Below are 22552 nucleotides of genomic sequence, written 5' to 3' on the forward strand. Positions count from 1 at the left end.
AAGCTTGCCGCTCGCCGAGGGCGGGGCTATCGGCGCGACATCATGTCAGTATCGAACGAACAGGTCCGCCACATCGCGCGGCTCGCCCGAATCGCGATGAGCGACGAGGAGATCGAGCGCCTGGTGCCGGAGCTCAACAATATCCTCGGCTGGGTCGAGCAGCTTGGCGAAGTGAACACCGACGGCGTCGAGCCGCTGACCGCGGTTATCGAGCAGAAGCAGCGCCTGCGCGACGATGTCGTGAACGACGGCAATATCCGCGACGAAATCCTCGCCAATGCGCCGGAGGCCCAGCACGGCTTCTTCGCAGTTCCGAAGGTGATCGAGTGAGCGAGCTTAACGCTAAGACGATCGCCGAACTCCGCGACGGCTTCCGTTCGGGCGAGTTCAGCGCGCGCGAGATCGCCGAGAGCTTCAACGCTGCCGTTGCGGCGTCGAAGTCGCTGAACGCTTATACGGTCGAGACGCCTGAAGACGCGCTCGCCGCGGCTGAAGCAGCCGACAATGCCCGCGGGTCGGGAGACCTTGGATCGCTGGCGGGCATTCCGCTTGGTATCAAGGACCTGTTCGCGACGCGGGGCGTCGATACGACCGCGGGTAGTCGCATCCTCAAGAACTTCCGGCCTCCGTACGAGAGCACCGTCACCGCCAACCTTCGTAAGGCTGGCGCAGGAATGCTCGGCAAGCTCAACATGGACGAGTTCGCCATGGGCTCGTCGAACGAGACGAGCGCCTACGGGCCCGTCATCAGTCCCTGGCGTCGCAAGGGAAGCAACGTGGGCCTGACGCCGGGCGGCTCCTCAGGTGGCTCCGCCGCGGCTGTGGCGGCGGATATTGCTCCTGGCGTCACTGGCACGGACACGGGCGGCTCGATTCGCCAGCCTGCAGCCTTTACCGGCATCACCGGCATCAAGCCGACCTACGGCCGCTGCTCGCGCTGGGGCGTCGTCGCCTTTGCCAGTTCGCTCGATCAGGCGGGACCAATGGCCAAGACGGTCCCCGACTGCGCGATCCTGCTTGAGGCGATGGCTGGGTTCGACCTGAAGGATTCCACGTCGCTCGACCTTCCCGTTCCGCAGTGGGAAGCCAATTTATCGAGCGATCTCAGGGGTAAGCGCGTCGGTATTCCTAAAGAATATCGCATCGACGGCGTTCCCGCTGAGATCAACACACTTTGGGACCGCGGCATTGAGTGGTTGAAGGACGCGGGCGCGACACCGGTCGAGATCAGCCTGCCGCACACCAAATATGCTCTGCCTACCTATTACATCATCGCTCCGGCAGAGGCTTCGTCGAACCTCGCCCGCTATGATGGCGTGCGATACGGGCTTCGTGACACGCCTCCCGGCGGCAATCTCGATGCGATGTATTCGGCGACGCGCGAAGACGGCTTCGGTGACGAGGTCAAGCGCCGCATCATGATCGGCACCTATGTGCTGTCGGCCGGCTTCTATGACGCTTATTTCACTAAGGCGCAGAAGATTCGGGCGCTGATCAAGCAGGATTTCCGCAAGGCGTTCGAGCAGTGCGATGTGATCCTGACGCCCACCGCGCCTTCGGCCGCATTCGGTATCGGTGAGACAACCGATCCGCTGGCCATGTATCTCAACGACGTATTCGCGGTTCCGGCGAGCCTCGCCGGTCTGCCCGCGATGAGCGTGCCGGGAGGTCTGGACGAGCAGGGGCTTCCGCTCGGACTGCACCTGATCGGGAACGAGCTGGACGAGCAGACGGTGCTCAACGCCGGCCTCGCAATCGAAGAACGCGCGGGCTTCACGGCGAAACCGGACAAGTGGTGGTAATCATGGCTGACGCTGCAGCACCTTTCCGCATCAAGGGCGAAACCGGCGAATGGGAGGTCGTGATCGGCCTCGAAGTCCACGCGCAGGTCGTGTCCAACGCCAAGCTCTTCTCCGGTGCAGCCACCGCGTTCGGTGCCGAGCCGAATACCCAGGTGAGCCTGGTCGACGCGGCGATGCCCGGCATGCTCCCGGTGCCGAACCGGGAGTGCATCCGGCAGGCGGTGCGCACGGGCATGGCGATCGACGCGAAGATCAACCGCTGGAGCCGGTTCGACCGGAAGAATTACTTCTACGCGGACCTTCCGCAGGGATATCAGATCAGCCAGCTCTACCACCCGCTGGTCGGCGAAGGCGAAATCGAGATCCTGACCGACGAGAAGGACGAGAGCACCGCCAAGCGCATCGGCATCGAGCGCATCCACGTCGAGCAGGACGCGGGGAAGCTGATGCACGACCAGCACCCAACGAAGAGTTACGTCGACCTCAACCGCAGCGGCGTCGCGCTGATGGAGATCGTGTCGCGCCCGGACATGCGTTCGCCTGCGGAAGCAGGGGCATATCTTCGGAAGCTGAGGGCAATCCTCCGGTACGTCGGCTCGTGCGATGGCAATATGGAAGAGGGCTCGATGCGCGCCGACGTCAACGTCAGCGTTCGCAAGCCGGGTGACGACTTCGGGACGCGCACCGAGACGAAGAACGTCAACAGCGTCCGCTTCGTCATGCAGGTCGTCGAGCACGAAGCGAAGCGTCAGGTCGAGCTCATCGAGGGCGGCGGAAAGGTCTCGCAGGAAACGCGGCTGTTCGACCCCGACAAGGGCGTCACGAGGTCACTGCGGTCGAAGGAAGATGCGCACGATTATCGCTACTTCCCGGATCCGGATCTGCTTCCGCTGGAGCTGGACGATGCCTTCCTCGAGGATTGCCGGAAGTCGATCCCCGAACTGCCCGACGCAAAGCGCAAGCGCTACGAACTCATGGGCATTTCGCCCTACAACGCATCCGTCTTGACCGCCGAGGTCGAGACCGCCGGCTGGTTCGACGCGCTCATCGATAATGATGTCGACCCCAAGCAGGCGGCGAACTGGACCGTCGCCGAACTGTTCGGCGCTCTCAACCGTCTCGGCGTGTCGATCGCCGAAAGCCCAGTCTCACCCGCCCATGCCGCGGGGCTGCTGAAGTTGGTCGGCGACGGAACGATCAGCGGAACGATCGCCAAGACGGTGTTCGAAAAGATGCTGGAAAGCGGCGATCCCGCTGACGCCATCGTCGAGCGTGAAGGCCTCAAGCAGACCAGCGACACTGGCGCGATCGATGCCGAGATCGACAAGATCCTCGCGGCCAATGCCGACAAGGTCGAGCAGTACAAGGCGGGCAAGGAGCAGCTGTTTGGCTTCTTCGTCGGCCAGACGATGAAAGCCATGGCCGGCAAGGCCAATCCGCAGGTCGTCAACGAGCGGCTGCGGGCGAAACTGTCATGACCCAGTCACGCTAAGCGGAGTAGCGGCCTCACCTATGCGCAAGTTCCTGCTGGCCGCCTCGGCGGCGCTTATCGCGACCCAGGCCACCGCCCAGACGCCTGCTCCGCCCAAGCTGATCGTGGCCATCTCGATTGACCAGTTTTCGGCAGACCTTTGGGATACGTATCGCCCGCAGTTCACCGGCGGCCTGGCGCGTTTCGCGAGCGGGACGGTGTTCCACAACGGCTATCAGAGCCATGCCGCGACAGAGACCTGCCCGGGCCACTCAACGCTGATGACTGGCGATCATCCGGCAACGACGGGCATCGTCGCCAACAATTGGCTGAATCAGAAGCTCAGCCGTTCGGACAAGTCGGTCTACTGCGCCGAGAATGAGGACGCACCGGGCAGCTCCTCGACCTCCTACAAAGTATCCGACCTGCACCTTCGGGTCTCGACGCTTGGCGACCGGATGAAGGCGGTATGGCCGTCGTCCCGCAATGTGGCGGTCTCGGGCAAGGACCGCGCGGCGGTGATGATGTCCGGCCATCACGCAGACCAGCGCTGGTATTGGGATGGCAAGCGCTACTCCACGGACATCGCGGGCGCTCAGGTGCCGCAGTCGGTGACGCGCACCAATGCAGCGGTCCAGCAGCTAATTGCTTCGCCAGGCGAGGGCTTTCAGCCCACCCCCTTCTGCGCGTCGAGGGCGCAGCCGATTACGCTCGACGGGAGCGGGAAAGTAGTCGGAAACGGAACGCTGGCGCGGGTCGCGGGCGATGCCAACGGGTTCCGCGCATCACCGGCATTGGACGGTGCCACGCTCGCGCTGGCGGCTGGCCTCGTTCAAGATATGAAGCTCGGCCGCGGCAGCAGTCCGGATGTGCTCTCCATTAGCCTGTCGGCGACGGATTACGTCGGCCACACCTACGGGCCGGGCGGGCAGGAGATGTGTCTCCAGCTACTCGAGCTTGATCGTGAGATCGGCGATTTTCTGACCTTCCTCGACAGAACCGGTATCGATTACGCCTTGGTTCTCAGCGCCGACCACGGCGGCTTGGACATTCCGGAACGGCTACGGATGCACGGCGTGAGCGATGCCGCCCGGGTCGATCCGGCCCTCGGCGCGACGGCGTTGGGCAAGGTCATCGCACAAAAGCTTGGCCTGTCCGGGCCTGTGTTGATCGGCGACTATGCTGGCGATATCTACATCGACGAGGCTCTCAAGCCGACTGAGCGCGGCCGGGTCCTGAAGGAAGCGCTGGCGACTTACCGCGCGCACCCGCAAGTCGAGGCGGCCTTCTCGCGTGAGCAGATCGCGAGGACCGCAATGCCGACCGGCAATCCGGTGCAATGGACGCTACTTCAGCGAGCCCGGGCCTCTTACGATCCAGAGCGCTCCGGCGACATCGTCGTGATGCTCAAGCAGCACATCATGCCGATCCCGAACCCGACGACCTATGTCGCGACCCACGGCAGCCCGTGGGACTACGACCGTCGCGTGCCGATCGCCTTCTGGCGGCGCGGCATGGCGCCCGTAGCTTCTCAGGATCCGGTCGAGACCACGGACATCATGCCGACTCTCGCGGCGATGATCGGCCTGCCGGTCACAGGGTCGATCGACGGGCACTGCCTCAGCACAGTCGCGACTTGCCCTCCTACTAGCGCTAACCGCTAAGCCACTAAAAACACGAACTTTTCTTTCATCTGACGTTAAGGCATAACCCGCATAGTTAGTGCGGGGCACTGGGAGCGTGCCCCGTTGGAGGGGTAGCTATGCGGAACCGGGGTCTGGCGCTTGCGCTGGCGGTCAGCGTGTCGGCGAGCGCGTGCGTTCAGATGAAGCAATATGCGGACGTGCAGTTCACGCCGCCGCAGGGCGACTACAAATTGCTCGTCCTGCGCCCTGACGTCACTGTCGGATCCATCACGACGGGCGGCATGGTCGAGCCGCGTGCCGACTGGATTGATCAGGCACGCTCCAGCATCACCGATGCGATCCGCAATCAACAGGGCACGCACGGCGGGAGGGTGACCTTCGTGGACCGGCGCAATGGTCTGCCGGGCGTCACGCCCGAGGAACTTGCCGATGTCGAGCGGCTGAACTCGGCCGTCGCGGAATCCATCGTCGTCCACAAATATCTCGGCGACTATCTGCCGACGAAGCGCGGCAAGGGGCTCGACTGGACCATCGGACAGGACGCGGTCCGCCTCGGGCAAAAGACCGGCTACGATTATGCGCTGTTCCTCCACGCCGAGGATCAGGTCGCTTCCAGCGGCCGTATCGCCCTCGGCGTCCTGGGACTGGCCGGCTGCATCGTGGGGTTCTGCGCCCCCAACATCGGCGGCGCGACCCAGCTCGACTATGCCTCGTTGGTCGACCTCAAGACCGGCAAGGTAGTCTGGTTCAACGTCGTCATCGCCAGCAGCCAGGTGCCTGGCATCAGCTTCGGCGACATCCGCACGCCCAAGGGCGCCGCGCAGATGGTCGATCGGCTCCTCGGCCGCATGAAGCCCGGGCAGGACGTCGGCAAGGGCGTCGTCATGTCGCCTGAATCGCAGGTTACGCACTGATGTGCATCCGCTGCGAGATCAGCCGCCGCTCGCTGCTGGTCGGCGGGGCGGTCGCTACGGCAGCTCTGCATACAGGAGTCGCCCAAGCACGCGTTCGACCGCAGGACATGGTCCCGCTTGTCGGCCCCGGCTACAAGCCCACTGAGCGCGACGAGATCGGCCTGTGGAAGGAGATGGACCGAGCCGAGGAGGAAATCTCGGGCTCGAACCTGCTGGTCAACGATCCGAAGCTGACCAATTATCTCAAAAATATCATTGGGACCGTCGGCGGTCCGGCCGCGAAGGATTTCCGCATCTATCTGGCGCGGATTCCCGAATTCAATGCGATGATGTTTCCGAGCGGCTTCGCGGTCGTCTTCACCGGGCTGCTGCTGCGCATGCGCAACGAGGCGCAGCTCGCCGGCGTGATTGCACATGAATCGGGGCACTTCCTGCGCCGCCACATGATTCGCTCGTGGCGCGACATGAAGCGCAAGACCGACCTGTTTGCGATCGGCGCAATGCTCGCCGGGGTCGGTGGTGCCGGCGCCGGCGTCTATCTCGGCAATTACGTTCAGCTGGCGCAACTCGGCACCTTGCTGACCTTGTTTCAGTACAGCCGCGCGATGGAGGCCGAAGCCGATGCGATGGGTGCGAAGCTTATAGCCGAGACCGGCTATCCTCCGATCGAGATGGCCAACATCTGGGAGCAGCTTATCGGCGAGGAGAATGCGAGCGCGCGCTATCGCGGCAAGCACCGCCGTACAGGCTCCATTTTCGACACGCACCCTTCCGAAGGTTCGCGCATGGTCGATCTTCGTGCCGACGCGGCTGAGCTGACCATACCGGGCAAGGTCTATGACAGCGGTCGCGCTCGATATCTCTCCATGATTGGCGAGATCAGGCCGACCTTGCTCGACGATCAGGTGAAGCTGAACGACCCGGGCGCAAGCGAATATCTGATCCAGACGCTCGCCCAGGACGGCTGGAATGGCCTGCTGCGCTTCTACGAAGGCGAAGTCTGGCGGCTGCGGAATCGGCCTGGCGACGATGTTCGGGCAGCCCAAAGCTACGCTGCCGCGGTCGTCTATCCTGACGCTCCGGCAGACGCATGGCGGTGGCATGGCATCTCGCTCATGAAGCAAGGGCGGGCTTCCGAAGCGAAGGCGGCATTTAAGCGATATCTGACGATTCAGCCGGATGCGCCGGACGCCGCGTGGGTGCGGCAGATGGCCGGCTAGGGGAGGGTAGTAGAGTGAAGCGCGTAATCATCCTCGCCGCCCTTGCGAGCGCGGCGGCCTGCCTCTCCGGCTGCACTGGCGTCGGGACGGGCGAGGCCGGCGTAAGCCCCTATGGACTGGTGCAGGTGAAGCGGGTCCGCGTCGGCGACGGGCAGATGAGCGTCGTCCCTCCGCGCAATTACAACCGGCATCGTCGGATCCTTTTCTCTGACGTCAGCGACGTGGAGGATTGGACGCTGAACGGTCCGATCCTCGATGGTATCAGCTTCGTCAGCGGCATGAAGAATAACCGCGAGCTGATCCGCCAGCGTCGCACCGCGGACCAGCAGGTGCCGCGTTTCCGTTCCGACATGACGCCGCCGGAGATCGCGGCGATGCTCGAAAGCCTTTACCGCATCAAAGGTGGGGCAGTGGAGCTGAAGACGGTTTCATTGCAGCCGCGGCCGTTCCTCGGCGCGAACGGCTTCCAGTGGGACTATGAGCATCTCGACCAGGATGAGCTCTGGCGTCGTGGCCGCGCCGTCGGCGTGGTTATCGACGGCAAACTCTACCTGATCCTGCTCGATGCCGCTCGGGCGCATTATTACGAAGCGATGCTTCCCGACTTCGAATCGATCGTCGCTTCGGCGCAGCGGCTCGGCTAGCCGACCGGCGAGATCGGTCCCGGCGAAGGCGTGGTTCCCGGCGAGGGCGGGGTGGGAACGTCCACGTCCGGCCCTTGCGGCGGCGTTTCGGGCGGCGGTTGGATCGGCTGGCCGGGCTGGCTCGGCTCGGCGGGCGTCTGCGGCGGCGTTTCGGGTGTCGTGGGTGTCTCTTGCATGTGGCTCTCCTGCTGGAACAACGAACTCTGTCGCGGCGGGTTGCCCAGCGGCCGATCCTTGCTATACGCCGCGCCTTCTTGAGCCGCGCGCGTGGCGGAACTGGTAGACGCGCTGGATTTAGGTTCCAGTATCGAAAGATGTGGGGGTTCGATTCCCTCCGCGCGCACCAGCCTCCTGGCAGGCTCTCAAGCAAAATTCATTGGGACGTAAAACGTGAGCATCAAGACCGTCGAGACTGAGAACGAGGGCCTGAAGCGCGCCTTCATGCTGACCATCCCCGCCAAGGACATCGAAGCGCGGGTCGATCAGGAAGTGAAGCGGATCGCTCCCCAGGTGCGCATGCCCGGCTTCCGCCCCGGCAAGGTTCCGCCGAACCTCATCCGCAAGATGCATGGCGACAGCCTGCAGGGTGAAGCGCTGAACGGCGCGGTCCAGGACGGCGTCCAGCAGCTGCTCAGCGAGAAGAACATCCGTCCGGCGCTGCAGCCGCAGGTCGAGCTCGACGAGAAGTACGAGCCGGGCAAGGATGCGGAAGTCACGGTGCGCCTTGAAGCGCTGCCCGACGTTCCCGCGCCGCAGATCGAAGGTCTCGCGCTCGACCGCCTGACGGTCGACGCGGACGAATCCGCGATCGACGAGCAGCTGAAGCAGCTCGCCAGCTCGAACAAGAGTTGGGAAGATGCGCCGAAGAAGCATGCCGCGGCCGCAGGCGACCTCGTCGTCATGGACTTCGAAGGCGAAGTCGACGGCAAGGCGTTCGACGGCGGCAAGGGTGAGGACATGTCGGTCGAGCTCGGCTCGGGCCGCCTGATCCCCGGCTTCGAGGAGCAGCTCGTCGGCGCCAAGGCCGGCGATACGCGCGAAGTGAAGGTGACCTTCCCGTCGGACTATCCGGTCGCCGATCTCGCGGGCAAGGACGCGCTCTTCGCCGTGACGGTGAAGGGCGTGAAGACCGCGGGCGAGACCAAGGTCGACGAGGACTTCGCCAAGTCGCTCGGCCTGCAGAGCCTCGACCAGCTCAAGGGCCTCATCCGCGACCAGCAGAGCCAGGAGCTCAACCAGCTCACCCGCACGCACATGAAGCGCCAGCTTCTGGACGTGCTGGCGGAGCGCCACGACTTCCCGGTTCCGGAATCGATGGTCGAAGCCGAGCATCAGAACATCCTCGCCCAGCTTCGTCACGAGGCGGAGCACGAAGCGAACCCTGAAGAGGCGTTGGCTGAGATCGAGAAGGAAGCGGGCGAGTATCGGAGCATCGCCGAGCGCCGCGTCCGCCTCGGCCTGCTTCTGTCGGAGATTGGCGCTGCGAATGGCGTCGAGATCACCGAGCAGGAAATGCGCAACCTGATCATGCAGGCCGCGTCGCAATATCAGGGTCAGGACCGCGAGCGCTTCCTGCAGGCGGTTCAGCAGAACCCGATGTTCGCGGCCCAGCTGCGCGCTCCGCTCTACGAGGACAAGGTCGTCGACTTCCTCTTCTCGAAGGCGGACATCAGCGATCGCAAGGGAACGCGCGCAGAGCTCGAGGCGGATCTCGAGAGCGAAGAGGGTCACGTTCACGGCCCGGGCTGCGGCCACGACCATGCTGAAAAGCCGAAGGCCAAGAAGGCTCCGGCGAAGAAGGCCGTCGCCAAGAAGGCCGAGGCCGAGCCTCAGCCTGAAGAGCCGGCCAAGGGTCCGGTCGAAAAGGCTGCCAAGGCTCCGAAGCCAGCCAAGCCGCTGAAGGACGAGCCGGGCAGTAAGCCCCCTTCGGCAAAGGCCGAAGCGAAGCCGGCTCCAAAGAAGGCTCCCGCCAAGAAGAAATAAGGCGTTCGCGCTGAGCTTGCCGAAAAGCTGTTCTTGTTCTTAACCTTCCTTGGTTAAGGGCAGCGCTTCGACAGGCTCAGCGCAAACGTTCGGGGGGTTACGAGTGGCAAGTCAGAAGCAACCCCGGGTCGCCGTGATTCTGCCTTGCTACAATGAGGAAGCCGCGATCGAAGCGACGATCGCCGGTTTCAAGGCCGCGCTGCCTACTGCCACCATCTACGTCTACGACAACAACAGTCGCGACCGGACGCGTGAGCTCGCCGCCAGGGCTGGCGCCGTGGTTCGCACCGAGCGCCAGCAGGGCAAGGGCCATGTGGTGCGGCGGATGTTCGCCGACATCGACGCCGACGTTTACGTCATGGCCGACGGCGACCTGACCTACGATCCCAAGGCCGCGCCCGCGATGGTCGGCTTGCTGGTCGATGAGCAGCTCGACATGGTCGTCGGCACGCGCAAGCACGAGCAGGCGGAGGCCTATCGCGGGGGCCACGTGCTCGGGAACAAGGTGTTCACAGGACTACTGTCCAAGCTCTTCGGCCGCAGCTTCAGCGACATCTTCTCCGGTTACCGAGTGTTCTCGCGCCGCTTCGTGAAGAGCTTCCCGGTTCTTTCGGCGGGTTTCGAAATCGAGACCGAAATGAGCGTCCACGCCCTGGAGCTCCGAATGCCAGTGGGCGAGGTGGAGACAAGCTACGGCGCACGCCCGGAAGGCTCTCAGTCCAAGCTTTCGACCTATTCCGACGGCTGGAAGATCCTGAAGACCATCGGCACCCTCTATCGCGTCGAGCGGCCCGTGCTCTTCTACGGCGGTATTGGGCTGCTTCTGGTGCTCGCAGCGCTCGTGCTCGCCGTTCCGCTGGTCGTCACTTATCTAAATACCGGGTTGGTTCCGCGATTGCCGACAGCCATTCTGATCACCGGTATGATAATCATCGCGGTGCTATGCTTTTTCGCCGGGCTGATCCTCGACACGGTTACGCGCGGGCGTCGCGAAGTGCGACGGCTCGCCTACCTCGCGCACGCAGCGCCCTGACGAACATCCGATGACCGATCTCACAGCCGGAGCGCTGTTGAGGCGGGCCAAGCGCGTCACGGTGAAGATCGGCTCGTCGCTGCTGGTCGGCGACGATGGGCTGCGCACCCAATGGCTGAGTACCCTTGCCGAGGATCTCGCCACACTACGCGCGGATGGCAAGCAATTGCTGATCGTATCGTCCGGTGCCGTCGCGCTCGGTCGCAAGCGCCTGGGCCTGTCGCGCTCGGCGCGCCTCGAGATGAAGCAAGCGGCGGCAGCGACCGGCCAGCCATTGCTGATGGAAAGCTGGGCAGCTGCATTCGCCCGCCATGACGTGCCGGTAGCCCAGCTGCTGGTGACCTTCGGTGACACGGAATCGCGACGCCGCTGGCTCAACGCACGCGCGACCATCGAGACCTTGCTCGACAAGGGCGCCGTCCCGATCGTCAACGAGAACGACAGCGTCGCGACCGAAGAGCTTCGCTACGGGGACAATGATCGCCTTTCCGCTCGCGTCGCTCAGATGGTGCGCAGCGACGTGTTGGTGCTGCTTTCGGACGTCGACGGGCTCTATTCCGCCAACCCGCGGACGCGGCGAGATGCGGAACATATTCCGTACGTTAGCGAGTTGACCTCCCAATTGCTGGAAGCAGCCAAACCCGCACACCGCGAGGGTGTCGGCTCGGGCGGAATGCGCACGAAGCTGGAAGCGGCACGGATCGCCAGCGGCTTCGGCTGCGCAACCGTGATCGCGAGCGGGCAGGGGGATCATCCGCTCCGCGCTCTGCTCAACGATCAAGCACGCGCGACGGTCATCGCGGCACAGGGTTCGCCAGCCAGCGCCTACAAGCAATGGATCGCCGCCGCGCTCGCCCCGAAGGGCCGGCTCGGGATCGACGCCGGCGCCGCCGAAGCGCTGCGCAACGGTCGCAGCCTGCTCGCAGCCGGCATTCGCGCCGTGGAAGGCGAGTTCGGCCGCGGCGAATGCGTTTCGGTCACGGACCCCGAGGACCGCGAGATCGCGCGAGGCCTCGCCGGCTATTCGGCCGACGAAAGCCGCGCCATCGCCGGCCTGCGCGCAAGCGACATCGAGGCACGGCTCGGATACAATCGCGGCGACGCGGTGATCCACCGCAACGATCTGGTGCTGCGATGAGCCTTGAGAGTGACCTCATGGAAATGGGCCGGAAGGCGCGGGCCGCCGCAGCCGAGCTTCGCTCGGCGTCTGCCGAGCAACGCACGGCCGCGATCCGCGCAATGGCGAAGGCGCTTCGAGCAAGCCGCGCCGAGACCCTCGCCGCCAACGAACAGGACATGGCCGCCGCCACGGCGCATCACGACCGCCTCCGCCTCGACGACGACCGCCTTGAAGCAATCGCCGTTGCCCTCGAACAGATCGCCGACCTCCCGGACCCCGTCGGCGCCGAGATCTCCCGCTGGCAGCGTCCGAACGGCCTCGACATCGCTCGCGTCCGCACGCCCATCGGCGTGATCGGCATGATCTACGAGAGCCGGCCCAACGTGACCGCCGACGCTGCCGCAATCTGCCTGCGCTCGGGCAATGCCGTCATCCTCCGCTCAGGCTCCGAGGCCCTTCGGAGCAGCCTCGCCATCCACGCCGCCCTCGTCCGTGGCCTAGCCGAGGCGGGCCTTCTCGAGGCTGCGGTACAAATGATCGCCACGCCCGACCGCGACGCAGTCGGCCTCCTCCTCAACGGCCTGAACGGCGTGATCGACCTGATCATTCCCCGCGGCGGCAGAGCCCTGGTCGAACGCGTACAGCAAGATGCGCGCGTGCCCGTCCTCGGCCACCTCGAAGGCGTCTGCCACACCTACGTCCACGCCGCCGCCGATCCGCAAATGGCCGCCGAGATCGTCCGCAACGCCAAGCTCCGCCGCGTCTCCGTGTGCGGAGCGACCGAGACGCTCCTGATCGACCGCGACGCGGCGCCTCGACTTCTCCCCCAGATCGCCGCGGCGCTCGAAGGCTGCGAGCTTCGCGGAGACGAGGCCGCCCAGGCCATCGTGCCCATGCAGCCCGCGACCGAAGCGGACTGGACCACGGAATATCTCGCGCCCGTCCTCGCCATCCGCACCGTCTCAGGCGTCGACGAGGCGGTCCAGCACATCGCGACCTACGGCACCGGCCACACCGAGGCGATCGTCACCGAAGATCCCGCCGCCGCCGAGCGCTTCCTCGATAAGGTCGACAGCGCCATCGTCATCTGGAACGCCTCGACCCAATATGCCGACGGCGGCGAGTTCGGCTTTGGCGCCGAGATCGGCATCGCCACCGGCAAGCTCCACGCGCGCGGACCCGTCGGGCCGGAACAGCTGACCACCTTCAAATATGTCGTTCGCGGGACAGGACAGGTCAGGCCCTAGCTTGAACTCCCCGCAGTTCGCGCCGATGTAGGACGGACCTAAGAACAAAGGATCCGCTTCCCGTGCTTGATCATCAGGACATCGTCTCGCAGCTCGTTCCCATCGTCATTGAACAGTCCAACCGGGGCGAGCGCAGCTTCGACATTTACTCGCGGCTGCTGCGCGAACGGATCGTCTTCATCACGGGAGCGATCGAGGACCACATGGCCTCGCTCATCACGGCCCAGCTGCTCTTCCTCGAGTCCGAGAACCCGAAGAAGGACATCTTCATGTACATCAACTCGCCGGGCGGCGTGGTGACGGCCGGCCTCGCGATCCACGACACCATGCAGTACATCCGCCCGAAGGTGAGCACCGTCTGCATCGGCCAGGCCGCGTCGATGGGCAGCTTCCTGCTTGCGGCGGGTGAGCCCGGCATGCGCGTGGCGCTGACCAACAGCCGCATCATGGTTCACCAGCCGTCCGGCGGCGCCCAGGGCATGGCCGCGGACATCGAGATCCAGGCGCGCGAGATCCTGCGCATGCGCCAGCGCCTCAACGAGCTCTACGCCAAGTACACCGGCCAGCCGATCGAAGAGATCGAAAAGGCGATGGACCGCGACAAGTTCCTCGAGGCGGACGAGGCGAAGGCCTTCGGCATCATCGACGAGGTCTTCGACAAGCGCCCGGATGCTGGCGATGATGCTGGTACGGGTGCGGGGGATGTGACGCCGGCGTAGTGGCACCCGCAGTTCCCCGGCGCAGGCCGGGGTCCAGTCCAACAATCAGATCAAAGGGCCGCTTCGGCGGCCCTTTTCTTTTGGGTGCCCGCTCGCCAAGGTGCGGCTGCTCGGGTTGGGGGGTGTACGTGGCGTCGAGAATCGTCGAATTTTTTGGATATAAGCCACTCGACCCTATTGGGTCTGCGCTAGCTTCTCAGATTCATTGTCCCTTTGTGGATGCCAAATGCATCAAACCTAAGCATGGCGCGTGTTCGCTTGAACAAACCGCTAATGATCCGATCGTAATTTGCCCAAACCGCCTCTATGCAAATAATCATCAGGTCTTGCTCGACGTAGCTGCGCACGCATTCGGATCAAACGTGCGGCTAATTAAAGCGTCGGACCTGAAGGCATTGCAGGGCGCTAACGCGATCACCGGAAACGAAGTTGTCGTTTTCGGAAAGTATTTTGGAAGTGAGCTATCGATACCCCAGCCTCGTCTCGCCACCGAGCTAATCGGCAAGGGCGCGTTCTTCATTGATTACATACTAGCTAAGCTTGATCCTTCAGGCGCTCCTGAATCATTTACGGCTGTCGAGATTCAGTCAATCGACACGACGAATTCGTACAAAGCTCAATCAACCGCGTACTTCGCGGGAAAACCTTTCATAGATGGGAAGGGCAACAATCCTGGTTGGACCAAAGCTGGGTTGAATTGGAGTAACGTTACTAAGCGGATCCTGCCCCAGCTGATTTACAAAGGGTATGTTCTGCGAAGGGAACGCCTGTGCGAAAAGGGGATGTTTTTTGTATGCCCGCAACAGGTCCTGGATAAGATTCGCTTACGTCTCAGCACCCACATGCTCGATTACCCGATCGCCTCAGGAACCATCACGTTCCAAGCATATCGCCTCGGGGACGATCCAGGTCTGGGCCAGCAACGAACTCTAATAAGAGGAGAGACCTTCACGACGACTGTCGAGCAGGTAGCTTATGCTTTCGTTTCGCCAGTTAACTTGCCAGACATGGGCGTTTACGAGCGGGCAGTTCTGAAGGCACTGAGAAAGGCCGCTAAGTAACTATTCGGCGGCGACCAGGACCTGAGGCTCAAAATCAACCGTTAGTGAGGAGATTGCTTTGGCGATCGCTCGCCCAAGTAGAGGCGGAACGGCGTTCCCGACCTGAACGTACTGGTCTGTCCTAGAACCCTTGAATTCGAACCAATCTGGGAACGATTGAAGTCGCGCGGCCTCGCGAACTGTGAGCGTACGATCCTGGTCTGGGTGGAAATACGCACCCCAATGCGGATCACATTTTGTAAGGATTGTGGAGGCAAGACCGTTCCAGCTTAGACGACCATAACGTTTCGTGTGGTCGGAACGCTTCGCCCGCTTCATGCCCTGAGGAAGGAGCTCGAACGGAATGTCTCGCCAAGACCCACCTTGCGGAATGTGACGTAATCTATCGAGATTGATCTTCGACAGGGTTGCCGCGCCGTGATTGGTTACGGAGTTTGATCCAGCTCTCATTTCTTGCTGAAAGTCAGACTGCGCTTCGAACGAGTAGGCCTGTACGCCTTTATCCTCAGCATTTTCGAGAATTGGCAAGTCAGCGATAGCATCACGCACAGTGACTAGGGGCCGGAGGCCACTGCCGTGAGACGGCTCAGGGTACGTTATAGGCAGTCCGAGCCGGTTCCCGATGAAGACGATCCGGCGACGTTCTTGCGGAACACCATACTCCTCCGCACGCAGTATCTCGGCTCGAACGTCATAACCGAGCGAATTTAGCCCTTGGATGATTGCATGAACTGCTGCTCCGCCGCCCGCGGAAGTCATGCCGGTCACATTTTCGAGCACGACCCAATTCGGCTGTAAGCCATCAACAATCCGAAGATATTCGCGATAAAGTGACGAGCGTTCATCATGTAAACCGCGCTGATGGTTATAGACTGAAAAACCTTGGCATGGCGGGCCCCCCACCAAGACATCGAGTTCACCTGCCTTCAGACCCGCGGCTTTCAAAAAATCGTCTGCAGTGTAATCGCCGATAGGATTGGGAAGAAATTTGGCTTCACGATGCGTTGCCGCGTACGTTTCGCCAGCAGCTTCAAAGAGATCATTTCCAGCAAGAACGTGATAACCCGCTTGGCGGAATCCTTCGCTCAGGCCCCCAGCGCCACAAAAGAGATCAATGACTGTTTTCGTGCTCATCGCGGCCAATCCCTTGCGGATGTTTAGCCAAAGCGTGTGCTGACTAGCCATAGACCTGCCTTAGAACATATGAAGAACATTGTGGATAACCTTTCGATCCGGTTCGGACAGATGTTCATCGACTGTGGCTCGAAGGACTCACATTGAACGACGTCTCCGCCAGTCGCTCTGCGAATATGAGCGCGATCCGCTCGAAGAACACCAAACCCGAGATGCGCGCGCGGCGCATCGCACACGCGATGGGCTTACGGTTCAGACTCCATAGAAAGGATTTGCCGGGTCGCCCCGACCTAGTCTTTCCTCGGCACGGTCTCGCCATTTTCGTTCACGGATGTTTTTGGCACGGTCACGGCTGCAAGCGCGGCGGAAAGGGGCCAAAATCAAATACAGAGTACTGGGGTCCCAAGATCCAGCGAACGCGCACGAGAGATATCCAGTCCATGGCGATGCTGCGCGAGTTAGGTTGGAAGGTCGCTGTGCTGTGGGAGTGTGAGATGACCAGCGACGACGCTGTGAGATTGAAAATCAGAGACGCAGTTCTGGCCAATCCGTCACGGGAGTAAATCCCGTGACGTCGATCCGGTCGCTTCGCACCAGTCGGCCGGCTCTCGCGCTCTCTTCGACATAAGCTCACGATTGCTCTCGCAACCGCTCCCTTATGCTTGGGCGCTCGAAATATCTGTCCTACACCCACTGCTTGAGATAGCTGGTCTGTCGCCCTGAGCAGAAGGACGACAATGACAGCACCCCCAAACCTCCCCGCTCGCAGGCCTCGCCATGACGGCTGGACCGTCGAACGGCAGGAAGCCTTCCTCAAAGCGCTGGCAGCGTGCGGGTGCGTGACGCACGCCTGCCGCTCGGTCGGCTTGAGCCGCGAGTCCGCCTATCAGCTCTACAACCGCCCGTCCGCCGCCGCCTTTCGCCGTGCCTGGGACGCGGCGCTCGATTGTTCGCTGCGCATGGTGGAGGACGAGGCCTGGTCGCGGGCGATCAACGGCGTTGCCCGGCCCATCTTCTACCAGGGCGAGCAGGTCGGCGAATATCGTCATTATGACGAGCGGCTGACCATGTTCCTGTTGCGCTTCCGCCGCCCGCACCGCTTTGCGGAAATCCCCAAGATCGCGCATCCGCTGATCGTGCCCGGATGCGAAAATGAAGGCCCCGATCCCGACGAGTCGGTGGGCGCGCTCGACTGGCATGTCGGCGATCTCGAGGATGAGGCAGCCTTGTCTGGAACCCGCGCCACGATTGATGCCGTCAACTTCGTGAAGATTGTTGGAGAGGAGGGGCCGTCATGCGAGTGAATCGCATGACGTCAGTCCTGTCCGCTTCGCGGCAGGCTGGCCGGCCTTCGCCATCTCTACGCCCTGCTTCGGCGCCGCTTCGCGTCGGCTGCGCTGCGCTCGGTGGCTCCAAAAATGTTCTCCTCTTGTTCCATGTGAACAAATAGGATACGCAAGGTTATCGAAGGCGGAAGCTTGGCCGCTGGTGATTTGGCGAATGATCGCTTGCAAAGACGAGGGAGACAGGGGACATGGCAGCCCAGTTGAAAGTCATCGGTAGCGAAATGGCATCTGCAGGAATGGACCGGCAAAAGGCGCTTGAAGCGGCGCTTGCCCAGATTGATCGTGCGTTCGGCAAGGGCTCGGCAATGAAGCTGGGCAGCCGTGAGAAGATTGAGATCGAGACGATCTCGACCGGCAGCCTCGGGCTGGACATCGCGCTCGGCGTCGGCGGCCTGCCGCGCGGCCGCATCGTCGAGATTTACGGGCCGGAAAGCTCGGGCAAGACGACGCTGGCGCTGCATGCCATCGCCGAGGCGCAGAAGAACGGCGGCACGGCGGCTTTCGTCGACGCCGAGCATGCGCTCGACCCGGTCTATGCCAAGAAGCTGGGCGTCGACATCGACGAGTTGATTGTGTCGCAGCCGGACACCGGCGAGCAGGCGCTCGAGATCGTCGACACGCTCGTTCGTTCCAACGCCATCGACGTGCTGGTGGTGGACTCGGTCGCTGCGCTGGTTCCGCGCGCCGAGATCGAGGGCGAGATGGGTGACAGCCACGTCGGCCTCCAGGCCCGACTGATGAGCCAGGCGCTGCGCAAGCTCACCGGCTCGATCAGCCGCTCGCAGACCATGGTGATCTTCATCAACCAGGTCCGCATGAAGATCGGCGTCATGTACGGTAACCCGGAGACGACGACGGGCGGCAACGCGCTGAAGTTCTACGCTTCGGTGCGTCTCGACATTCGCCGCACCGGCCAGATCAAGGACCGCGACGATATCGTCGGCAACGCGACCCGCGTGAAGGTCGTGAAGAACAAGGTCGCGCCGCCGTTCAAGCAGGTCGAATTCGACATCATGTACGGCGAAGGCGTGTCAAAGGTCGGCGAGATTCTCGACCTCGGCGTGAAGGCTGGACTGATCGAGAAGTCTGGCGCCTGGTTCAGCTACGACAGCATCCGCATCGGTCAGGGCCGCGAGAACGCCAAGGTCTATCTGAAGGAAAATCCCGAAATCGCGCAGCGGATCGAAAATGCGATCCGCGGCAAGACCGAAGAGGTCGGCGAAGCGCTGATGGTCGGCCCCGGCGCGGACGACGACCTGGGCGAATAAGTCAGCCGAGATCCTCAGGAATACAGGGCGGCTCTTCGCGGGACTGGATCTTCGCGAAGAGCCGTTTTGGTTCGGTCAGCGCGATCATCAGGAAGCCTCCTGAAGCGCACAGCGCCGTGCCGATCACGAAGGGTGTGACGGTGCCGTTGAATTGCTGCCCGATGACGAAGCCGATGAGCGACGCCCCAATCGTGCTCACGACGCCCTGAACCGACGACGCGGTGCCTGCGATCGGCGCCATATGCTCCATCGCCAGGGTGCCAAGGTTGGACGAGGTGAAGGCGAAGCAGGCCATGGTCAGGCCCTGCATGATGATGAAGGTGGTCAGGCTCTCGTGCCCGCCAAGCGCGATGGCGGCGTGGATCGCGGTGACGACCGCAAATGCTGCAGCCGCGGTATGGCCGACGCGCCTCAATCCGAAGCGCTCGACGACACGTGAGTTGAGATAGGAAGCAAGCCCCATCGGCGCCGCGATCGATGCGAAGACCAAGCCGATGTGCCGGCCCTGGTGAAAGTCGTCGAATACGATCTGCTGGATCGATGAAATGTAGGCGATCAGTGCCGAGAAGCTGATCGTCAGCGCCAGCGTGTAGCCGCGCGACTGCCGGTCACGGATGGTTTCGACGACAGCACCGCTGAGCTCCCGCCAATCGAGGCCGCGCCGGAATTCGGGATGAAGGGTTTCCGGCAGGCGGTTCCACGACCATGCGAGCATCAGCATCGCATAGATCGCAAGCACGACGAAGATTGCCCGCCAAGGAGCGAACAGCAGAATTAGCTGGCCGAGATTGGGCGCCAGTACCGGCACCAGCATGAAGACCATGAAGACGAGGCTCATGACGCGAGCCATGGCTTCTGCCTCGAACAGGTCGCGCACCATGGCGATGACCAGCACTCGGGTGACCGCTGCCGATGCCCCCATTGCAGCGCGTCCTGCAATCAGCAGCGGGAAGCTTCCTGCGAATGCGCATAGGAGCGCAAAGACCCCGTAGAGACCGACGCCGCAAGCAAGGATTGGCTTGCGGCCGAAGCGGTCAGAAAGTGGCCCCCATAAGAGCTGCGTGGACGCGAAGCCGAGGAAGTAAGCGATCACCACCCATTGGCGATCGTTCTCCTGGGCGACGTTCAGCGACCGTCCTATGTCGGGCAGGGCAGGGATCATCGCGTCGATGGCGAAGGCGTTGAGCGCCATGAGGCCGGCGAGCATCGCCGTCATCTCTCTTGTGCCGGGGCGCTTCACGCCCTCCTGAAAGGCCGATTCGAACATGGGAGCGCGCCTGCTGGCCCATGCAGGCTTGGCGTGCAACAGTGGCCTCGAACTCAGGAACCTATTCGATGATTCACGCCCCCATTAGCCGCCGCCGCTTCCTTCAGGGTGCCGGTTCGTTGGCAGCCACGTTAACCCTTCCATTGGAGCGGGTGATGGCTCAGGCGGCGGCTGAGCTTCCGAAGATCCCGGTCCCGCCGCCGATCTCAAGTGCAGAACGCATCGGCAGGCTGCGGCGGGCGCAAGAGTTGATGCAGCGCAACGGCATTGGCTCGATCATCGTCGAGTCCGGCCCGAGCCTAGACTATCTCACGGGCGTTCAATGGTGGCGGAGCGAGCGACTGACAGGGGTCGTGGTGCCGGCCCATGGCGAACCGATCATCGTCACGCCCTTCTTCGAATCGCCGAGCGTCAAGGAAAGCCTCAAAGTCCCCGCCGAAGTCCGCACCTGGCAGGAGGACGAGGAGCCACTGAAGCTCATCGCGGATTTCTTGAAGGAGCGCGGCGTCGCAAACGAGCCCGTCAGCTTCGAGGAGACCAACCGCTTCTTCATCGAGGATCGGTTGAAGAGGCAAATTCCCGGCGTGAGGATCGTCAGCGCCAACCCGGTGGTGCGCGCGCAGCGGCTTATCAAATCGCCGACCGAATTGGTCCTGATGCAGGCTGCGAACGACATCATGCTCGCGTCGTTGCGCTATGCCGGCCAGCGGACTCGCGCGGGCATGACGCCCGCCGACATCGACGCGATGATTGGCGCGGCTCAGAAGAAGCTCGGTGGGGATTATGACGGTGGCCTGATCCTTCTCGGAGAAGCCTCAGCCTATCCACACGGCAGTCACAAGCCGCAGCGCGTTCGCCGGGGTGAGGTCGTGTTGATGGACTGCACCTGTTCGGTTCATGGCTACCAGGCCGACATCACCCGAACCTTCGTCTACGACGCCGATCCGACCGCGGAGCAGCGCAAGGTCTGGGACCAGGTGCATCGCGGACAGCAGATCGCGATTACAACCGCGAAGGTTGGATTGGCCGCGGGCGAAGTCGATGACGCCGTTCGGAAGGCATATGAGAGCTGGGGCTATGGTCCGGGTTACCGTCTGCCGGGGCTCTCACACCGAACCGGGCACGGCATCGGCATGGAAGTGCACGAGCCAGTCTATCTGGTTCACGGCGAGACCACGCCGTTGGCGCCAGGCATGTGTTTCTCAGACGAGCCCGGGCTTTATCTGCCAGGCAAGTTCGGCGTTCGCCTCGAAGACTGCTGGCACATGACCGAGAGCGGCCCCAAGTTCTTCACCCAGCCGCCGCCGAGCATCGATCGGCCATTCGGCTGATCAGAAGTGGTCGTCGACCGGCTTCGCGAGCTTCACATGTGACGGCGCATGCGGCGGCTCGATGTCCGCCGGTTTTTCAGCGTCCAGCGTGCCTTCCCAGCGAGCAACGACGCTAGCAGCCACAGCATTGCCGACGACGTTGGTCGCCGAGCGGCCCATATCGAGGAAATGGTCGACGGCCAGGATCAGCAGCAATCCTGCTTCTGGAATCCGGAACATCGACATTGTCGCAGCGATGACGACGAGGCTCGCACGCGGAACGCCTGCCATTCCCTTCGACGTGATCATCAGGACCAGGAGCATGGTGATCTCCTGGCCGAGGCTGAGGTCGATGCCATAGGCCTGCGCGATGAAGATCGTGGCGAAAGTCATGTACATCATCGAACCGTCGAGGTTGAACGAATAGCCGAGCGGAAGCACGAAGCTCGCGATGCGCGGCGGCACGCCGAAGCGATCCAGTGCTTCGAGCGTGCGGGGGTAGGCCGCCTCGCTGGACGCGGTCGAGAAGGCGAGAACGACCGGGTCGCGGATATAGCGAACCAGATGACGAGTCCGCGGCCCCACAATCACGAAGGCCGCGCCGATCAGAAGCAGCCACAGAACCGCGAGTCCCAAGTAGAAGCTGCCTACGAACTTGCCCAAGGTCGCGATGATTTGCGGACCGCGTTCGGCAAGCGCGCTCGCAACGGCAGTGAACACCGCGAAGGGGGCGAAACGCATCACATAGTCGGTGACCTGAAGCATCACCTTTACGAGCGCTTCTACCCCGTGAACGATCGGCTTGCCCTTATCGCCGACCGCCGTGAGCGCGATCCCGAAGAACAAGGAGAAGATAACGATCGGCAGGATCTCGTTGTTGGCCATCGCCTCGAAGATCGACTGCGGCACGAGGTGCGAGACGAAGTCCTTGAGGTTGAAGGCTGCCGTTTCTACGCCACTGCTCGCATTCGCTGGGGGCATGGGAAGGTTCAGACCGACGCCGGGCTGAAGCACGTTCACCAGGATAAGGCCCAGCGTCAGTGAGACCAGGCTGGCGCCGATGAACCAAAGCAAGGAGCGCACGCCGACGCGGCCGAGTGCGGCGACATCGCCCATGTGCGCGATACCCGCGACGAGGGTTGAGAAGACCAGTGGCGCAATGATCATCTTGATCAGGCGAAGGAAGAGGGCGGTGACGATGCTGAGGTAATCGGCGATCTGCTTTAGTTGCGCAGCGCTTTCAGGCGTGCCGTCATCGATCGCCGCATTGATCGCCCAGCCGGCAATGAGGCCGAGCACGAGCGCCAGCAGGATGAACCTGGTCAGTTTCTTCGCCATTCGAAATCCCTTCGGCGGCGACCCAAGCC

General features: G+C 62.8%; 21 protein-coding genes and 1 tRNA gene. 18 read left to right on the forward strand and 4 right to left on the reverse strand.

What is annotated here, in order from left to right:
- Positions 1–42 precede the first annotated feature (42 nt).
- From gatC to AC4GYV_RS04890, 7 genes are all read left to right on the forward strand, one after another.
- Positions 43–330 carry an Asp-tRNA(Asn)/Glu-tRNA(Gln) amidotransferase subunit GatC gene (gene gatC / locus AC4GYV_RS04860; RefSeq protein ID WP_491099531.1) on the forward strand — a complete coding sequence of 96 codons (288 nt, stop codon included), beginning with the start codon at positions 43–45 and terminating at the stop codon, positions 328–330.
- Positions 327–1802 carry an Asp-tRNA(Asn)/Glu-tRNA(Gln) amidotransferase subunit GatA gene (gene gatA / locus AC4GYV_RS04865; RefSeq protein ID WP_491099532.1) on the forward strand — a complete coding sequence of 492 codons (1476 nt, stop codon included), beginning with the start codon at positions 327–329 and terminating at the stop codon, positions 1800–1802. The genes gatC and gatA overlap by 4 nt, the downstream gene beginning before the upstream one ends.
- A 2-nt stretch (positions 1803–1804) precedes the next feature.
- Positions 1805–3280, forward strand: a complete 1476-nt coding sequence (gene gatB, locus AC4GYV_RS04870; RefSeq protein ID WP_491099533.1) for an Asp-tRNA(Asn)/Glu-tRNA(Gln) amidotransferase subunit GatB — start codon at positions 1805–1807, stop codon at positions 3278–3280.
- A 34-nt stretch (positions 3281–3314) separates the two neighbouring features.
- On the forward strand, positions 3315–4937 hold the full coding sequence (locus AC4GYV_RS04875; protein ID WP_491099534.1) for an alkaline phosphatase family protein: 1623 nt from the start codon (positions 3315–3317) through the stop codon (positions 4935–4937).
- 98 nt (positions 4938–5035) lie between these two features.
- Complete coding sequence (locus tag AC4GYV_RS04880; RefSeq protein WP_491099535.1) at positions 5036–5833, forward strand: hypothetical protein; 798 nt, start codon at positions 5036–5038, stop codon at positions 5831–5833.
- Entirely contained in the window at positions 5833–7053 is a 1221-nt protein-coding gene (locus AC4GYV_RS04885; RefSeq protein ID WP_491099536.1) for a M48 family metallopeptidase, read from the forward strand. Before AC4GYV_RS04880 ends, AC4GYV_RS04885 begins: the two co-directional genes overlap by 1 nt.
- A 14-nt stretch (positions 7054–7067) precedes the next feature.
- A complete protein-coding gene (locus AC4GYV_RS04890) occupies positions 7068–7697 on the forward strand; it encodes a hypothetical protein (protein ID WP_491099537.1) in 630 nt (209 codons plus the stop codon).
- Here the strand turns inward: AC4GYV_RS04890 and AC4GYV_RS04895 are convergent.
- Positions 7694–7873 (reverse strand): hypothetical protein, encoded by a 180-nt coding sequence (locus AC4GYV_RS04895; RefSeq protein ID WP_491099538.1) that lies wholly within the window; start codon positions 7871–7873, stop codon positions 7694–7696. The two genes, AC4GYV_RS04890 and AC4GYV_RS04895, sit on opposite strands and share 4 nt — an antisense overlap.
- Positions 7874–7958: 85 nt before the next feature.
- On the opposite strand from AC4GYV_RS04895, the gene AC4GYV_RS04900 reads away from it, so the two are divergent.
- The 7 genes from AC4GYV_RS04900 to AC4GYV_RS04930 all read left to right on the forward strand — a co-directional run bounded on the left by AC4GYV_RS04900 (position 7959) and on the right by AC4GYV_RS04930 (position 14860).
- Positions 7959–8043: transfer RNA gene (locus AC4GYV_RS04900), tRNA-Leu, on the forward strand.
- 50 nt (positions 8044–8093) lie between these two features.
- Positions 8094–9680, forward strand: a complete 1587-nt coding sequence (gene tig / locus AC4GYV_RS04905; protein WP_491100390.1) for a trigger factor — start codon at positions 8094–8096, stop codon at positions 9678–9680.
- A 103-nt stretch (positions 9681–9783) separates the two neighbouring features.
- Positions 9784–10713, forward strand: coding sequence for a glycosyltransferase family 2 protein (locus AC4GYV_RS04910; protein ID WP_491099539.1), 930 nt, complete (start codon positions 9784–9786; stop codon positions 10711–10713).
- Between the two features lie 10 nt (positions 10714–10723).
- Positions 10724–11851 carry a glutamate 5-kinase gene (proB, locus tag AC4GYV_RS04915; RefSeq protein WP_491099540.1) on the forward strand — a complete coding sequence of 376 codons (1128 nt, stop codon included), beginning with the start codon at positions 10724–10726 and terminating at the stop codon, positions 11849–11851.
- Positions 11848–13080, forward strand: a complete 1233-nt coding sequence (locus AC4GYV_RS04920) for a glutamate-5-semialdehyde dehydrogenase (protein WP_491099541.1) — start codon at positions 11848–11850, stop codon at positions 13078–13080. The genes proB and AC4GYV_RS04920 overlap by 4 nt, the downstream gene beginning before the upstream one ends.
- A gap of 62 nt (positions 13081–13142) precedes the next feature.
- A complete protein-coding gene (gene clpP, locus AC4GYV_RS04925; RefSeq protein WP_491099542.1) occupies positions 13143–13799 on the forward strand; it encodes an ATP-dependent Clp endopeptidase proteolytic subunit ClpP in 657 nt (218 codons plus the stop codon).
- 128 nt (positions 13800–13927) lie between these two features.
- Entirely contained in the window at positions 13928–14860 is a 933-nt protein-coding gene (locus AC4GYV_RS04930) for a NotI family restriction endonuclease (RefSeq protein ID WP_491099543.1), read from the forward strand.
- On the opposite strand, the gene AC4GYV_RS04935 is transcribed toward AC4GYV_RS04930, so the two are convergent.
- Positions 14861–16045 (reverse strand): DNA cytosine methyltransferase, encoded by a 1185-nt coding sequence (locus AC4GYV_RS04935; protein ID WP_491099544.1) that lies wholly within the window; start codon positions 16043–16045, stop codon positions 14861–14863.
- A gap of 92 nt (positions 16046–16137) precedes the next feature.
- Here AC4GYV_RS04935 and AC4GYV_RS04940 point away from each other — a divergent pair, with 92 nt between their 5' ends.
- From AC4GYV_RS04940 to recA, 3 genes are all read left to right on the forward strand, one after another.
- Complete coding sequence (locus tag AC4GYV_RS04940; RefSeq protein WP_491099545.1) at positions 16138–16557, forward strand: very short patch repair endonuclease; 420 nt, start codon at positions 16138–16140, stop codon at positions 16555–16557.
- A 174-nt stretch (positions 16558–16731) separates the two neighbouring features.
- Positions 16732–17298: a hypothetical protein gene (locus AC4GYV_RS04945; RefSeq protein ID WP_491099546.1), complete on the forward strand. Its 567-nt coding sequence runs from the start codon at positions 16732–16734 to the stop codon at positions 17296–17298.
- 230 nt (positions 17299–17528) lie between these two features.
- On the forward strand, positions 17529–18608 hold the full coding sequence (recA, locus tag AC4GYV_RS04950; RefSeq protein ID WP_491099547.1) for a recombinase RecA: 1080 nt from the start codon (positions 17529–17531) through the stop codon (positions 18606–18608).
- A gap of 1 nt (position 18609) precedes the next feature.
- On the opposite strand, the gene AC4GYV_RS04955 is transcribed toward recA, so the two are convergent.
- Positions 18610–19875 carry a multidrug effflux MFS transporter gene (locus AC4GYV_RS04955; protein WP_491099548.1) on the reverse strand — a complete coding sequence of 422 codons (1266 nt, stop codon included), beginning with the start codon at positions 19873–19875 and terminating at the stop codon, positions 18610–18612.
- 155 nt (positions 19876–20030) lie between these two features.
- Between AC4GYV_RS04955 and AC4GYV_RS04960 the strand changes: the two genes are divergently transcribed.
- Positions 20031–21206: a M24 family metallopeptidase gene (locus AC4GYV_RS04960; protein WP_491099549.1), complete on the forward strand. Its 1176-nt coding sequence runs from the start codon at positions 20031–20033 to the stop codon at positions 21204–21206.
- On the opposite strand, the gene AC4GYV_RS04965 is transcribed toward AC4GYV_RS04960, so the two are convergent.
- A complete protein-coding gene (locus AC4GYV_RS04965) occupies positions 21207–22523 on the reverse strand; it encodes a dicarboxylate/amino acid:cation symporter (RefSeq protein WP_491099550.1) in 1317 nt (438 codons plus the stop codon). It abuts the gene before it with no gap.
- Positions 22524–22552: the final 29 nt, after the last annotated feature.

Source organism: Sphingomonas sp. SP4 (genome assembly GCF_058313375.1).

Coding starts and splice junctions, on each gene's coding strand:
- gatC (WP_491099531.1), top strand. CDS start 43: ATGTCAGTATCGAACGAACAGGTCCGCCACATCGCGCGGCTCGCCCGA.
- gatB (WP_491099533.1), top strand. CDS start 1,805: ATGGCTGACGCTGCAGCACCTTTCCGCATCAAGGGCGAAACCGGCGAA.
- AC4GYV_RS04875 (WP_491099534.1), top strand. CDS start 3,315: ATGCGCAAGTTCCTGCTGGCCGCCTCGGCGGCGCTTATCGCGACCCAG.
- AC4GYV_RS04880 (WP_491099535.1), top strand. CDS start 5,036: ATGCGGAACCGGGGTCTGGCGCTTGCGCTGGCGGTCAGCGTGTCGGCG.
- AC4GYV_RS04885 (WP_491099536.1), top strand. CDS start 5,833: ATGTGCATCCGCTGCGAGATCAGCCGCCGCTCGCTGCTGGTCGGCGGG.
- AC4GYV_RS04895 (WP_491099538.1), bottom strand. CDS start 7,873: ATGCAAGAGACACCCACGACACCCGAAACGCCGCCGCAGACGCCCGCC.
- proB (WP_491099540.1), top strand. CDS start 10,724: ATGACCGATCTCACAGCCGGAGCGCTGTTGAGGCGGGCCAAGCGCGTC.
- AC4GYV_RS04920 (WP_491099541.1), top strand. CDS start 11,848: ATGAGCCTTGAGAGTGACCTCATGGAAATGGGCCGGAAGGCGCGGGCC.
- AC4GYV_RS04935 (WP_491099544.1), bottom strand. CDS start 16,045: ATGGCTAGTCAGCACACGCTTTGGCTAAACATCCGCAAGGGATTGGCC.
- AC4GYV_RS04945 (WP_491099546.1), top strand. CDS start 16,732: ATGACAGCACCCCCAAACCTCCCCGCTCGCAGGCCTCGCCATGACGGC.
- recA (WP_491099547.1), top strand. CDS start 17,529: ATGGCAGCCCAGTTGAAAGTCATCGGTAGCGAAATGGCATCTGCAGGA.
- AC4GYV_RS04955 (WP_491099548.1), bottom strand. CDS start 19,875: ATGTTCGAATCGGCCTTTCAGGAGGGCGTGAAGCGCCCCGGCACAAGA.
- AC4GYV_RS04960 (WP_491099549.1), top strand. CDS start 20,031: ATGGCTCAGGCGGCGGCTGAGCTTCCGAAGATCCCGGTCCCGCCGCCG.
- AC4GYV_RS04965 (WP_491099550.1), bottom strand. CDS start 22,523: ATGGCGAAGAAACTGACCAGGTTCATCCTGCTGGCGCTCGTGCTCGGC.